The 13,512-nt window shown below is 71.1% G+C and carries 15 protein-coding genes; 9 read left to right on the top strand and 6 right to left on the bottom strand.

From position 1 onward, the window contains the following. Positions 1–90 precede the first annotated feature (90 nt). Positions 91–678, top strand: a complete 588-nt coding sequence (locus ACN28F_RS10020; protein ID WP_421357538.1) for a PH domain-containing protein — start codon at positions 91–93, stop codon at positions 676–678. A gap of 68 nt (positions 679–746) precedes the next feature. On the opposite strand, the gene ACN28F_RS10015 is transcribed toward ACN28F_RS10020, so the two are convergent. The 3 genes from ACN28F_RS10015 to ACN28F_RS10005 all read right to left on the bottom strand — a co-directional run bounded on the left by ACN28F_RS10015 (position 747) and on the right by ACN28F_RS10005 (position 2,487). Next, on the bottom strand, positions 747–1,244 hold the full coding sequence (locus tag ACN28F_RS10015) for a MaoC/PaaZ C-terminal domain-containing protein (RefSeq protein WP_421357537.1): 498 nt from the start codon (positions 1,242–1,244) through the stop codon (positions 747–749). Positions 1,245–1,252: 8 nt separating this feature from the next. Next, positions 1,253–1,882 carry a GtrA family protein gene (locus ACN28F_RS10010; protein WP_289207757.1) on the bottom strand — a complete coding sequence of 210 codons (630 nt, stop codon included), beginning with the start codon at positions 1,880–1,882 and terminating at the stop codon, positions 1,253–1,255. Positions 1,883–1,950: 68 nt separating this feature from the next. Further along, on the bottom strand, positions 1,951–2,487 hold the full coding sequence (locus ACN28F_RS10005) for a GtrA family protein (protein ID WP_421357536.1): 537 nt from the start codon (positions 2,485–2,487) through the stop codon (positions 1,951–1,953). A gap of 328 nt (positions 2,488–2,815) precedes the next feature. Between ACN28F_RS10005 and ACN28F_RS10000 the strand changes: the two genes are divergently transcribed. Genes ACN28F_RS10000 through ACN28F_RS09985 form a run of 4 tightly spaced genes read left to right on the top strand, consistent with a single transcriptional unit; the run spans position 2,816 to position 7,555 of the window. Continuing rightward, entirely contained in the window at positions 2,816–4,663 is a 1,848-nt protein-coding gene (locus ACN28F_RS10000; RefSeq protein WP_289207755.1) for a phosphoenolpyruvate carboxykinase (GTP), read from the top strand. A 20-nt stretch (positions 4,664–4,683) separates the two neighbouring features. Next, entirely contained in the window at positions 4,684–5,589 is a 906-nt protein-coding gene (locus ACN28F_RS09995; RefSeq protein WP_289207754.1) for a hypothetical protein, read from the top strand. Between the two features lie 12 nt (positions 5,590–5,601). Continuing rightward, positions 5,602–6,774: a geranylgeranyl reductase family protein gene (locus ACN28F_RS09990; protein ID WP_289207753.1), complete on the top strand. Its 1,173-nt coding sequence runs from the start codon at positions 5,602–5,604 to the stop codon at positions 6,772–6,774. 10 nt (positions 6,775–6,784) lie between these two features. After that, entirely contained in the window at positions 6,785–7,555 is a 771-nt protein-coding gene (locus ACN28F_RS09985; protein ID WP_289207752.1) for an isoprenyl transferase, read from the top strand. A 78-nt stretch (positions 7,556–7,633) separates the two neighbouring features. Here ACN28F_RS09985 and otsB read toward each other — a convergent pair whose 3' ends face one another. The 3 genes from otsB to ACN28F_RS09970 all read right to left on the bottom strand — a co-directional run bounded on the left by otsB (position 7,634) and on the right by ACN28F_RS09970 (position 9,543). Beyond that, positions 7,634–8,458, bottom strand: coding sequence for a trehalose-phosphatase (gene otsB / locus ACN28F_RS09980; RefSeq protein ID WP_289207751.1), 825 nt, complete (start codon positions 8,456–8,458; stop codon positions 7,634–7,636). Positions 8,459–8,561: 103 nt separating this feature from the next. Then, the gene (locus ACN28F_RS09975) at positions 8,562–8,936 is read right to left on the bottom strand and encodes a hypothetical protein (RefSeq protein WP_289207750.1); all 375 of its coding nucleotides are present in this window, start codon (positions 8,934–8,936) and stop codon (positions 8,562–8,564) included. Positions 8,937–9,102: 166 nt separating this feature from the next. Next, on the bottom strand, positions 9,103–9,543 hold the full coding sequence (locus ACN28F_RS09970) for an XRE family transcriptional regulator (RefSeq protein WP_289207749.1): 441 nt from the start codon (positions 9,541–9,543) through the stop codon (positions 9,103–9,105). Positions 9,544–9,808: 265 nt separating this feature from the next. On the opposite strand from ACN28F_RS09970, the gene ACN28F_RS09965 reads away from it, so the two are divergent. The 4 genes from ACN28F_RS09965 (at position 9,809) to ACN28F_RS09950 (ending at position 13,489) form a co-directional block, all read left to right on the top strand. Next, entirely contained in the window at positions 9,809–10,153 is a 345-nt protein-coding gene (locus tag ACN28F_RS09965) for a hypothetical protein (protein WP_289207748.1), read from the top strand. Positions 10,154–10,175: 22 nt separating this feature from the next. Beyond that, positions 10,176–10,625 (top strand): hypothetical protein, encoded by a 450-nt coding sequence (locus ACN28F_RS09960; RefSeq protein ID WP_421357535.1) that lies wholly within the window; start codon positions 10,176–10,178, stop codon positions 10,623–10,625. Between the two features lie 601 nt (positions 10,626–11,226). Further along, entirely contained in the window at positions 11,227–12,501 is a 1,275-nt protein-coding gene (locus ACN28F_RS09955) for a PhoH family protein (RefSeq protein WP_289207747.1), read from the top strand. Positions 12,502–12,802: 301 nt separating this feature from the next. After that, complete coding sequence (locus ACN28F_RS09950) at positions 12,803–13,489, top strand: transglycosylase SLT domain-containing protein (protein WP_289207746.1); 687 nt, start codon at positions 12,803–12,805, stop codon at positions 13,487–13,489. The last annotated feature ends 23 nt before the right edge of the window (positions 13,490–13,512 follow it).

Here is a 13,512-nt window from a genome sequence, read left to right as displayed (position 1 = left end):
GCGGTGGCGGGAAGCCGCTACGGTCTTGCCGGCGCCGGTGTGCGGCGCGCCGGCCGGGCCGACGGCCCGGTTGTGGGCGAGGAGGTTGGCGTGGCGTTTCCCGAGGACATGCTCACCGATGACGAGCATGTCGTGTTGCATCTGCACCCGCACTGGAAGGCCCTGGTGGGGCCGGTAGCCGTGCTGGTGCTCGTGGTGGCCGCCGTGGTGGCCGGGTTCCTGTTGCTGCCCGGCGGCACCGGCGGCACCGTCGCGCTGTACGCGATCGCCGTCGCCGGGCTGGTGGCCGTGTCGTGGTTGACGGTCCGTCCGTTCCTGATCTGGCGGACCACCCACTACGTCTTCACCAACGAGCGGGTGGTGCTGCAGCACGGAGTCTTCTCCCGGGAACGGCGGGACATCCCGCTGAACCGGGTCAACGACCACTCGATGAGCCAGCGGTTCAGCGAACGGCTGCTGGGCTGCGGCACATTGACGATCGAGTCGGCCGGTGAGCGGGGGCAGACGGTGCTGGCCGACATTCCCGGCGTCGGTCGGGTGCAGACCACCCTGTACGAACTGGTGGAGAACCACCACGACCGGCACAGCCTGGGTGACGGCGAGATGCGGGAGATCCTCGACGAGGTCCGCCAGGACCGGGGCCAGGACCGGGCCGACGACACTCCGGCGGCCACCTGACCCACGCCCGGCCGGGTCCCGGCCCGACGCGGGCCGGGTCGGCCTGACCCGGTCCGCGTCAGGCCGGGTCAGGCCGGTGGGCCGTCGTCGCGCAGTGCGAACCAGCCGCGGAACCGGGTCCGCAGCACCTCCCGTTCGGGGCGGTCGTAGGTGTCGAGCCGGGTCAGCGACCCGACCAGGGTCACCGTGCCGAGACCCGGCCGGGCGTGGGACAGCCGACGGCTGAGCACGTCGAGGCGACCGGCCAGCCGGTCACCGGCGTACACCGGTGCCAGCCAGCGCAGTTCCTCCAGTCCGGGGGATGCGTCGGCGGCCGCCCGGGAGAGCACCGCGTCCACGTAGGCCCGCATGAACAGGCTGACGGTGAAGAAGCCGCTGGCGATCAACGCTCCGTGGTGACTGGTCCGGGCCAGCCGGGCGTCGACGTGGTACCACTGCGGGTCGAACCGTTGCGCGAAGCTGACCATCTCGCTGCCGTCGACCGTGGTGACGCCGAGGTCGAAGGATCCGCCGGGGGCGAGGTCCTCGAAGAACAGGTCGGCGTCAGCACCGGTGCCGGAGCGCACGACGTGGGTCAGTGGGGGGCCGGGCGGGACGCCGCTGTGGCGATCTCCGCAGGGTGGCGGGCCTCGCCCGGTTCGGCCAGCAGCGCGGGGCTGTCCGGCACCTGGACCGACGTCGACAACTGCGGGTCACGGTGCAGCTGCTGCGGGACGCGGCCGGTCGGCTGCGCCGGGTCGCTCGGGGCGGGTCCGCCGGCGGCCGCCCGAGGTGCCGGCCGGAAGACAAACGTCCGGTACGCCCAGAATCGGAAGATGGTGCCGAGGACCAGGCCGACGATCTTGATGATGTTCAGCGCCAGCAGCCCGTGGATGGAGAAGCCGTACTTCGCCAGGGCCAGGATCCCGACCTCGATCAGCAGGCCGGTGATGTTGAACAGGAAGAAGAGCACGTACTCCCGCTGGAGCGCCGACTTGGGCCGGTCCCGGTAGGTCCAGTACCGGTTCATGAAGTACGAGCTGGTGGTCGCCACGATGGCCGCGACCACCGTCGCCTTCAACTGGCCGTCGCTGAGTACGGTCAGTGCCAGCGCGTTGAACACCGCGAAGTTGATCACCGTATTGATGCCACCGACGGTGCCGAACTTGACGACCTCGCGGACGAACTTCTGCCAGCGCTCGGGCAGAAGGTTGAGTACTCGCATCAGATCACCATACGGTAGTTCGGTCCCCCACTCGGGTCGACCGGCGATCAGCCCCGCGCGACGTGCGGTTACTCACGTTCGGTCGCCGCCGCCGGGACCACGGCCGCAGCGGTGCCGACGAACACGAACCGGCGGTAGGCCCAGAACCGGAACAGGGTGCCCAGCGCGACCCCGACGACGTTGGCCGCGATGTTGTCCGCCAGCAGGGTACGGAACACCTCCGGCCAGATGCTGCCCAGCCCGTAGTGGCTGATGGCCAGGCAGCCGAGGCCGATGCCCAGACCGACGGCGTTGAAGAAGAAGTAGAGCCCGTACTCCCGGGCGAGCCCGGACCGGCCCCGGTGCCGCCAGGTCCAGAACCGGTTGCCGACGAAGGCCACCGTGGCGGCCACCACCGTCGACAGCGTCTTGGCGGTCAACGGCCCCAGCCCGAGCACACTGGCGGCGACGTTGAACCCAACGATGTCGATGATGAAGGCGATCCCGCCCACGATGCCGAACTTGCCCAGCTCGCGTACCAGTTGGCCGAACCGGTCGCGGAGCCGGTGGATCAACCCTGGAGGGGAGGCGGGCGCGGATGGCTCGCCGGTGGCGGACACGGACACGGCCCCGAGCGTAGCGGGTGTCACCCGTCGGCGGTGGACGGCACCGGTATTGCCGTCCGCGCCGACTACCGTCTGTAGTTGGCGTTCCGGGTGGCCGAAGACCGGAAGAATGTGCGTGGAGCTGCGCGTGGGAGCGAGAAACAGCTCGTCAGATTGCATTCGTCGACATCTTGTGCAGTTCTTCACAAGCTCCTCAGCTGTCCTGAACGGTCGATCGGTTTACCCTGAGTCCAACTCCCGGACCTGTATCCCGGCGGTTGGACCAGTCCAGCCGCCGGTGCGGTGCACTCCAGGAACGAGGTCAGCGCCGACCATCGAGGAGATCGCCATGACTGCAACGGCCACCACGCCCGTACCGTCGAACAGTCCGAGCCCCGCTCCCACCGACCACCCCCGCCTGCTGTCCTGGGTGCGCGAGATCGCCGCACTGACCACGCCGGACCGCGTGGTCTGGGTCGACGGGTCGACCGCCGAATGGCACCGGCTCACCGACGAACTCGTCGACGCCGGCACCCTGGTGCGACTCGACGCCGAACGCCGCCCCAACTCCTTCTGGGCCCGTACCGACCCGACGGACGTGGCCCGCGTCGAGGAACGCACCTTCATCTGCTCGCCGGACGCCGCCGACGCCGGACCCACCAACAACTGGATGGACCCGGCCGAGATGAAGCGGGTGATGACCGAGCTGTACCGGGGCTGCATGCGGGGGCGGACCATGTACGTCGTCCCGTTCTGCATGGGCCCGCTGGACGCGCCGTCGCCGATGTTCGGGGTGGAGATCACCGACAGCGCGTACGTCGTCGCCTCGATGCGGATCATGACCCGGATGGGCGCCGAGGTGCTCGCCGCGATGGGCGACGACGCCGAGTTCGTACCGGCGCTGCACTCGGTCGGCGCGCCGCTGGAGCCGGGCCAGACCGACGTGCCGTGGCCGGCCAACGAGACCAAGTACATCTCGCACTTCCCGCAGACCCGGGAGATCTGGTCGTACGGGTCCGGCTACGGCGGCAACTCGCTGCTCGGCAAGAAGTGCTACGCGCTGCGGATCGCCAGCGTCATGGCCCGCGACGAAGGCTGGCTCGCCGAGCACATGCTGATCCTCAAACTGACCGCCCCGGACGGCCGGGTCCGCTACATCGCCGGGGCCTTCCCGTCGGCCTGCGGCAAGACGAACCTGGCGATGCTGGAGCCGACCATCCCCGGCTGGAAGGTCGAGACGATCGGTGACGACATCGCCTGGATGCGCTTCGGCGACGACGGCCGGCTCTGGGCGGTCAACCCCGAGTACGGGCTCTTCGGCGTCGCCCCCGGCACCGACTGGCGGACCAACGCCAACGCCATGCGGACCCTCGACCGGGGCAACTCCATCTTCACCAACGTCGCGCTGACCGACGACCGCGACGTCTGGTGGGAGGGGATGGGGGAGCCGCCGGCGCACCTGACCGACTGGCGGGGCCAGGACTGGAATCCGGGCCGGGGCACCGACGCCGCCCACCCGAACAGCCGGTTCTGCACCCCGATCACCCAGTGCCCGATCCTGGCCGACGAGTACCACGACCCGCGCGGGGTACCGATCGACGCGATCCTGTTCGGCGGCCGGCGGCGGACCACCGTACCGCTGGTCACCGAGGCGCGTGACTGGGTGCACGGCGTCTACCTCGGGGCCACGCTCTCCTCGGAGACCACCGCAGCGGCCACCGGCGAGGTCGGCGTGGTCCGCCGCGACCCGATGGCGATGCTGCCGTTCATCGGCTACCACGCCGGGGACTACTTCCGGCACTGGATCGAGATGGGCAAGGGTGTCGACGGCGACGCCGCCAAGCTGCCCCGGATCTTCTACGTCAACTGGTTCCGCCGCGACGACGAGGGCCGGTTCCTCTGGCCCGGCTTCGGGGAGAACTCCCGGGTGCTCAAGTGGATCGTCGAGCGGCTCGACGGCACGGGCGCGGCGGTCGACACCCCGATCGGCAACGTACCGACCGTCGACGCGCTGGACCTGACCGGCCTGGACGTCGACCCGGCCGACGTGGCCGCCGCGCTCGCCGTCGACCCCGCGCAGTGGCGCGCGGAACTGCCACAGATCACCGAATGGTTCGAGCGGTTCGGCGACAAACTCCCCGGGGTGCTCTGGGCGGAGCTGGACGCGCTGCGGGTCCGACTGGACGCCGCCGGGTGAGCGTCGGCTAGCCTGCGCCGGTGGCGGCAGACCTTCCAGCTCCGGTCCGTCTGCTGGTCTGGTTGCTCGCCGTCACCGCCGCGGCCACCGTCGTGGTCGACCTGCTCAACTGGCAGTACGCGGCCGAGCAGGACTTCGCCATGGCGGTCCGGTCCGGGTGGGCGCTGCTGCGGGCGGTCGGTTTCCTGATCCTCATCCGGCAGGTGCGCAGGGCCCGGGCCGGTGCGCGACCGTTCGGGCTGATCCTGGCGGTGACGACGGTCTTCGCCCTCGGCCGGCTGGTGGTGCCCCGCTCCGGCGTACCGCTGCTGCCGCAGGTCGCCGGCTTCGGCCTGGTGGTCGGCCTCTGCGTGGCCGTGGTCTGGCTGCTGTACCGCTCACCGGTGGTCGGTGCCCATCTGGTACGCCATCCCGCCCGGCTGGTCCTCGACGGTGCCCGCCCGGCCTGGCGGGAGGCGCCGCCCCGGCGGCCGCCGGTCGCCGCCGGGCTGCTCATCGCCCGGGTGGCGGCGTTCACCTACCCCCCGCTGATGCTGGTGCCGGCCCTGGTGTCGATCGGGGTGCTGGTCGACGGCCGGCTGACCGCCACCCCGGCGGTGGTGGCCTGGATCGCGGTCGCCACCGCCACCAGCTGGCTGGTGCTGCTGGTGTCGTTCTTCATGCTGCGCGGCCGGCGCTGGGCACGCTGGCTGCTGGTCCTGGTCAGCCTCGGGGTGCTCGCCGTGGATCTGCCGCTGTGCTGGTGGCTGCTCGGCGTGGACGGGCTGGTCCGCGACGGCGCGCCGCTGGTGGTGGCGGTGGCGCTGGCCCTCTACGGTGTGTGGCGGGTCGGTCGCGCCGAGCGTGGCCGGCCGGCGACCAGCGTCGAGCACGGCCGGGGGACATCCGGTGCCGACCGGGAGGTCGCCGGCACCGACCCGGCCTGACGGGAGGTCCAGGTGGACGGTACGTCGGTCGTCGACGTCGCGGTGGTCGGTGCCGGGCCGGCCGGTGCCGCCGCGGCGATCGCCGCCCGCCGCGCCGGTGCCCGGGTGCTGCTGCTGGACCGGGCGGAGTTTCCCCGCGACAAGCCGTGCGGCGACGGCATCGCACCGCACGCCCTCGACGTGCTGGCCGGGTTGGCCGTGCCCGATCCGGTCGACGGGTTCGCCCCGGTCGGCCGGCTCCGGCTGGTCGCCCCGCACGGCGGGCAGGTCGCCGCCGAGCTGGTCCGTCCGGCGTACACGGTGCCGCGGGCCGTCTTCGACGCCCGGCTGGTCGCCGCCGCGGTCGCCGCCGGCGCGCGGCTGCGCCGGCACACCGTACGGCGGGTCACGGTCCGCGACGACCTGGTGCTGCTCGACGGCGAGATCGCGGCGCGGGCGGTGGTCGGCGCGGACGGCGCGGGATCGGTGGTACGCCGGGCGTTGGGCCACGGCCCCAACCCGGACGGACATCTGGCCCTGGCGATTCGCGGCTACGCGCCGGTCGGGGCCGTCACCAGCCCCGGCGAACAGCGGATCGTCACCACGGCGGCCGGTTGGCCGGCGTACGCCTGGGCCTTTCCGATCGGTGACGGCCGGGCGAACGTCGGGTACGGGGAGGTGCTGCGCGGCCGGCCGTTGACCCGGGCGCGGCTGCTGGACCGGTTGTGCGCGCTGCTGCCCGGCACCGACCTGGCGCAGGTCACCGACCTGCGGGCGCATCATCTGCCGCTGTCCACCCGGCGGCCGCCGGTGGGTGCCGGCCGGCTGGTGCTGGCCGGCGACGCGCTGTCGCTGATCAACCCGTTCACCGGCGAGGGCATCTTCTACGCGGTGTTGTCCGGTGCGCTGGCCGGTGCGGCGGCGGCCGGTACGCCGACGGTCGCCGCCCGCCGCTACCGGCAGGCGCTGCGTCGACGCCTCGGCGGGCATCTGCGGCACAGCGCCTTCGGCGCCTGGCTGGCCCGGCGGCCGACGACGGTGGACGCCGCCGTCGCGGCGGCGACGCGGGACCGGCACGTCTTCGACACCATCGTCGAACTCGGTCTCGGCGACGGCCGGCTGGACGCCGTCACGGTGCGTCGGCTCGCCGCGCAACTGACGATCCGCCGGGCAGCCGATACCGCGCGACGGCGTTCCGGTCGCTAGTCTGCTTACGATGACTCTGCGGGACCTGCTCTATTCGGTCTATGAGCGACGGCTCATGGCCAGACTGGCGGGCAAGCCGGTGCCCGGCCACGTGGGCGTGATGTGTGACGGCAACCGCCGCTGGGCCCGGGAGATGGGGTTCGTCGACCCCAACGACGGGCACCGGGTCGGTGCGGCGAAGATCAAGCACCTGTTGAACTGGTGTGACCAGGCCGGCATCGGCCACGTCACGCTCTATTTGCTGGCCACGGACAACCTCCGTCGACCGGCCCGCGAGCTGGATCCGCTGCTGAAGATCATCGAGGATCTGGTCACCGAGCTGGCGGAGGACGGTAACCCCTGGCGGTTGCGGATCGTCGGTGCGCTGGACCTGCTGCCCGGTGCCACCGCGACTGCGTTGAAGGCGGCCCAGGAGCGTACCCAGACCCGGTCCGACGGCGCGCAGGTCAACATCGCCGTGGGGTACGGCGGCCGTCGGGAGATCGCCGACGCCGTCCGGTCCCTGCTGTACGAGCACGCCAAGTCCGGTGGGACGCTGGAGGAGCTGGCCGAGGTGCTCGATGTCGACCACATCGCCGAGCACCTCTACACCCGTGGCCAGCCCGATCCCGACCTGGTCATTCGGACCAGCGGTGAGCAGCGGCTCTCCGGCTTCCTGCTCTGGCAGTCGGCGCATTCGGAGTTCTACTTCTGCGACGTCAACTGGCCGGACTTCCGGCGGGTGGACTTCCTGCGGGCGCTGCGGTCCTACGCCAACCGGCAACGTCGCTACGGTGCATGAGCCCGCAGGGGGTCGGCCGACGTGAGCCCGCAGGGGTCGGCCGACAGGCAACGGGCAGGTAGCTGGCTGGCGGGCCGGTCAGTCGAGGGCGAGCACCGCAGAGGTCAGGAAGTCGCCGAGTGCCTCGGGTGAGTCGATGGTGAGGTCGGCGGCAGCGGACACGTCGTGCCCGGTCTCGGAGTTGGCGACCGCCACGCACACCCCGAAGAAGTCCGGGTTGGCTTCCTGATGCGCCCGTAGCGCCGCGAAGGCCTTGATGTCCGACACGTCGTCGCCGAAGTACCAGGCGCAGCTGGCGGTGCCGACGGCCTCGCCGATGATGCTGCCCTTGTCCCGGTCGACCGGGGGCTTCAGCTCGAGCACCATCCGGCCGCTCTGGCTGCGCAGACCGAGCCGCTCGGCCTGGTCGTGGCCCCAGGACTCGACGACGCCCCCCAGCTCGGGGGCGGTCCGGTAGTGCAGCGCCACCGACAGCCGCTTGTACTCGACCAGGGTGCCGGCCGGTAGTTCGGCTCGGGCCCGGTCGGCGAGCTCGGCCATCGCGGGGACCCACGGTAGTGCCGCCGGCTCGGTCACCGTCGGCCCGGAGCCGTGGCTGTGCTCCAGCCCGTACAGCCCGTACAGGTCGACGTCGGTTATCTCCGCGAACTGGTCGCGGAGGAACTCGACGGGGCGGGCCGACACGATCGCGATCCGCTGCACCACCCCGGTGAGTGACTCGATCGCCGCCAGCACCTTGGGTGCCGGTTGCACCGAGGTGGGATCGTCGCCGACCGGGGCGAGGGTGCCGTCGAAGTCGAAGAACAGCACGCACCGGTCGGCGCGATCGATGGTGGCTCGCCATGCCTGCTCCGCGGTCAGCGGACGGGCCAAGCGCTGGTTTCCTGCATCGAACGGCCGCACGGGCGTCAGCGTACCTGCTGGCGAACGCAGTGCCAGACCTCTCGCCGGATGAACATCGGGCTACGCCGGCGCGGTCGACTACGGTCCGCCTACCGCCGGGCGGTCAGTCGTCGCCCCCACCCATCAGCCGACGACCATGCATCCGCGGTGGAAATTGCACGACTGCCGCGTCCTGTTGGTGACCTTGTCGGAGCAGATACCCCTCGACGAACCCGGCATTGCGATCGCCCACGTGGGCGTCGACTTCATTGAGCCGGGCAACGAGGAATTCGGTGAGCGCGGTGAGCCGCCCCTGCTGCCGGTCATTCAGGTGTGCGATGACCGCCACCAGGGTGGCGACGGCCGCGCAGGCGATGGCGAACATGTTCACCACCGGCGGCACCTGTCCGGTCCGCAGGAGAGCGACGACGATATTCGTGGTGGCGCAAAGGGTGACCGCGACGGCCGCGATCACTACTGCCGACCATTTGAGGGTCATCGGTATCGACCCCCCCCTTCTGTCCCGCAGGGCTGTGTCCGGCCTTGTCCCGTCGCCCCCGCCGACGAACGAGCCCAAGCAGTACGGAGAGGAACGTTATCGTGACTCAGCGTGCAAGTGGGGCGGAATCGGGCTGCTTGATCGGCTTTCTTTCGCCATCTGAGAACTACCCTGCTCGCTTGGGGCCTTTGCGAGGTTCGGCCGGTAGTGGGGGTCGGTAGGCGAGATACCGGATTGTCTCCCTGATGTGAAACTTCTCCGCATCGGAGACGTTGGGATCGACCAGCCGCCGCAGCAGGGCCTCCACGTCCGGATCCATCGGTGGGGCGCTCGGTGTCGGCCGGGCGTCGGTCGCCCGGTCCCAGCCGAGGACACCGAAGGCGACGGTCGGGTTGATGCCGAGCCCGTCACAGAAGGCGACCACCCGTTCGGCCTCCGGGTCGCTGGACCATTCGCCCCGTACCCAGCGGTTGATGGTCTGTCGGGAGACACCGGTGCGGCGGGAGACCTCGGAGCCGGTCCAGGCGCGGGTCGCCCGCGCGTCGGCGAGCGCCTTGCGTACGAAGGCGGCGAAGGCGATCTTCCGCCCAGCGGAGCTGTCCGGCACCGGCCGACGGTACGGCGATTCGCCGTTCCGCCTGGGGGCGGGCACTCTCCTGTACTGCGTCTGTGACAGAGCTTTGTGAATCTCTGTCGGGAAATTATCCCTTGTCGAGAGGGGTGTCACGGGTGCAGTCTAAGGACGTTGCTGAGGTGACGCTAATCAACCGAAAAGATGATGCTGTCACTTGCGCGTGACGCTTTACTCTACGTCACGTGCTTGAGACGCTTAGTGAGTGGAGTTGTCCCTTACGCGTGACGGAGACCGCTCGGTGACCGAGCTGGCCACCCGTGCCCAGGCCTTCGGCCTGATCGCCGACGCCGTGGCTTCGGGTCTCAGTGCGCCATGGCGGCTCTACCTCGCCCGGGGATGTCGCTACCTGTCCCTCAACGTCGGGGACCGGGGCGAGTGGAACGCCTGGCGTTCGCATCTGGGCTGCCCGGAGCTGAGCGTGCGGGTGTACGACGCCGGCGGGGAGATCAGACGGGCCTCGACGGCGGAAGTGGTGCTGGGCGGTTGCCGGATCAGTGTGGAGCTGGTCGAGGAGGTGCGGACCGACGACGTCGATCGGCTTCTCACCGACGACCCGACGTCGTGCGACTCGGAGGAACAATGATCAGACGGATCGGGGCGACCGGATGAGCCCGTTCTTCGCGGTCTTCCTCGTGCTGCTGCTGGCGTCGTCCAGCTATGCCGCCGGCCGGCTGCACGGACAGCTCAGCTACCGGATCGGCTACCGCTTCGGCTACCGCCAGGGCTACTTCGACGGGGACCGAGGTGCCTGGAGCCGCCGGCAGACCCGGACAGCGATCACCTCGATGCCGTCGGCGGAGGCCGTCCCGGTGGCAACGGCCGGCGCCCCACTGGCCGGCACCCCGCCGCTGGCGGCCCCGGCCCCGGCCCCGGCCCCGGTGCCGGTGCCGGTCGAGCGTCCGACGGCACCGGTGACCGCCGCCGCCCGCCAGGGCACGACGTACACCGGTGCGTCCTTCGCCGGCGGTGCCGGGCCGACCGGCGGTGCCGCCGGTACCGGAACGGCCGGTAGCGGTCGGCACGCCCGGGAGGTGCTCGTCGGGCGTCGTCCCTGAACCGTGACCACAGACTTTCCCGAGCGCGGCGTCGGCGTTGAGGCGGACGCGCCGCCGCGCGGGGAGCACCGGCGTCACCGCGCCGGGCTCCTCCCGGCCGGGATGCGTGCAGGGGGTGCGCATCCCGGCCGGCCACCCCGCACGAGGGCGGGTCAGGAGTGTGTCCGGCACGTGTCCACGCTGTTTCGCGGACCGGTACGGCGGGCCGCCGGGACGGCCGACGGGTGGGAACGGCTTCGAAGATCGGCTCGGATGCCTAGCCGAGGCCGGGATCCGGCAGCTAGCGTCTAAGCATGGTTCAGGGTCGTCCTGGACCAGCCGGACGCTCCGGACCTGCTGTTCGCATGGGTTCCGCATCCGACCCGTGCCCCCGGGCCCCGGTGGAGCCGGATCGCGGGCGGACCGGGTGCACGCCCGACGGAGCAGGCCTGTGACGAGTCGACGTACCACCCCCCGGGCCGATCAGGACCCGACCGCCACTGTCCCGTCCAGCCGCAGCCGGACCCGCCGCCGCACCTCGGACGCGTCCACCGCGTCCCGGTCGACGGGCACGTCCGCCGGCACCGACCGATCGGAGCCCGCCACCCCCTCCCGTGCGTACGTGCTGGACACCTCGGTCCTGCTGTCCGACCCGGGAGCGTTCCACCGCTTCGCCGAGCACGAGGTGGTGATCCCGCTGGTGGTCATCTCCGAGCTGGAGGGCAAGCGGCACCACCCGGAGCTGGGCTGGTTCGCCCGGCAGTCCCTGCGGATGCTCGACGAACTGCGGGTCCGCCACGGCCGGCTGGACCAGCCGGTGCCGGCCAACGACGTCGGCGGCACCCTGCGGGTCGAGCTCAACCACGCGGACACCGACGTGCTGCCGCCGGGCTTCCGCAACGAGTCCAACGACACCCGGATCCTGTCGGTCGCGCTGAGCATGGGTGCCGAGGGTCGCGACGTCGTCCTGGTCAGCAAGGACATGCCGCTGCGGGTCAAGGCGGCGTCGGTCGGTCTGGTCGCCGACGAGTACCGGCACGGTCAGGCCAGCGACCCGACCTGGACCGGCATGGCGGAGCTGGAACCCACCGACGAGCAGGTCACCCAGCTGTACGGGGGCGACGCGGTCGACCTGGACAGCGCCGCCGGGCTGCCCTGCCACACCGGGCTGGTGCTGCACGGCACCGGTGGTTCCGCGCTCGGGCGGGTGATGGCCGACAAGACGGTACGGCTGGTCCGCGGTGACCGGGAAGCGTTCGGCCTGCGGGGCCGCTCCGCCGAACAGCGGATCGCCCTCGATCTGCTGCTCGACGAGACGATCGGGATCGTCTCGCTGGGTGGGCGGGCCGGCACCGGCAAGTCGGCGCTGGCCCTGTGCGCCGGACTGGAAGCGGTGATGGAGCGGCGCCGGCACAAGAAGGTGATCGTGTTCCGTCCGCTGTACGCCGTCGGCGGCCAGGAGCTCGGCTACCTGCCGGGCTCGGAGTCGGAGAAGATGTCGCCCTGGGCGCAGGCGGTGTTCGACACCCTCGGCGCGGTGGTGCACGAGAACGTGATGGAGGAGGTGCTCGCCCGCGGCATGCTCGAGGTACTGCCGCTGACCCACATCCGGGGCCGTAGCCTCCACGACGCGTTCGTCATCGTCGACGAGGCACAGTCGCTGGAACGCAACGTCCTGCTGACCGTGCTGTCCCGGATCGGCCAGGGGTCGCGGGTGGTGCTCACCCACGACGTCGCCCAGCGGGACAACCTGCGGGTCGGGCGGCACGACGGCGTGACCGCGGTGATCGAGGCGCTGAAGGGCCATCCCCTGTTCGCGCATGTCACCCTGACCCGTTCGGAGCGGTCGCCCATCGCCGAAATGGTTACCGATCTGCTGGAGGACATCCCACGCTGAGCCACTGCGTGGGGGTGTTACGTCCGTATTCACCCCGAAGTGCGGCGTGACCAATGTCACAATGACGATCACGCGTTTCCCAAGGGCCTCACCGTGCGCGATGGTGGTCGGCGAGCGCGCGCACCGGCGGCGGCCTGTCGACGGACGTCGGTGGTGGCGCGCCGACCGACCCCCATCACGGTCGGCCGGCGCGCGACCCACCCGGTCGGGCGCTCACGGCGTGCCCGCCCCGCCGCGCCCCTCGCCGGGCGCTGCGGTCGGCGTACCGCCGTGCCCTTGCCCCCGACGAAGGGACCACTTCGTGAGTCGGCTGTGGAGTCGGTTCGGTCTCCGGGCACTCGCCGTCGGCCTGCTGGTGACAGGCGTCGCTGGCGGGTTCTACCTGGAGAGTGACCGGGACACCCAGCAACGCATCAGTGACGCCCGGTTGGCGGCACAGGCCGAGCAGGTCGAGCTCGAACTGCTCCGGCAACGCCGCGCCGAGCATCAGCGGGTCACGGTGCAGCGCCGAACCGCAGAGCGGGAGGCAGCGGAGAAGGCCACCGCTGCCGCCAAGTCCGAGGCCGCCAAGGTCAAGCGGGCCGAGCAGGTCACCCAGCAGAAGCAGGAACAGACGGCCCAGCAGCCGTCCAACTCTGGCGCGACCGTGCCGTTCACCGGCGAGATTCCCGCCTCCTGCGACGAGTTCAGCGGCAACCGGGCCATCGGCTGCGCCCTCACCCTGGAGCGCGGCTGGGGCCTCGACCAGTTCGCCTGCCTGAACAAGCTCTGGAACAAGGAGAGCGGCTGGAACCACAAGGCCTACAACGCGGCCTCCGGTGCCACCGGCATCCCCCAGGCGGTGCCGGGCAACAAGATGTCCTCGGCCGGTGCCGACTGGCAGACCAACCCGGCGACCCAGATCAAGTGGGGTCTCGGCTACATCGCGAACCGCTACACCAACCCCTGCGGTGCGTGGCAGATGTCGCAGGCCGAGGGCTGGTACTGACCAGCTCGGCTGCGACCCGGTCC

Origin of the sequence: Solwaraspora sp. WMMA2101 (genome assembly GCF_049179175.1) — a bacterium.
Taxonomy (GTDB): Bacteria; Actinomycetota; Actinomycetes; order Mycobacteriales; family Micromonosporaceae; genus Micromonospora_E.
The sequence above is the reverse complement of the archived record's forward strand: the minus strand, read 5'-3'. Positions and strand labels throughout refer to the sequence as shown.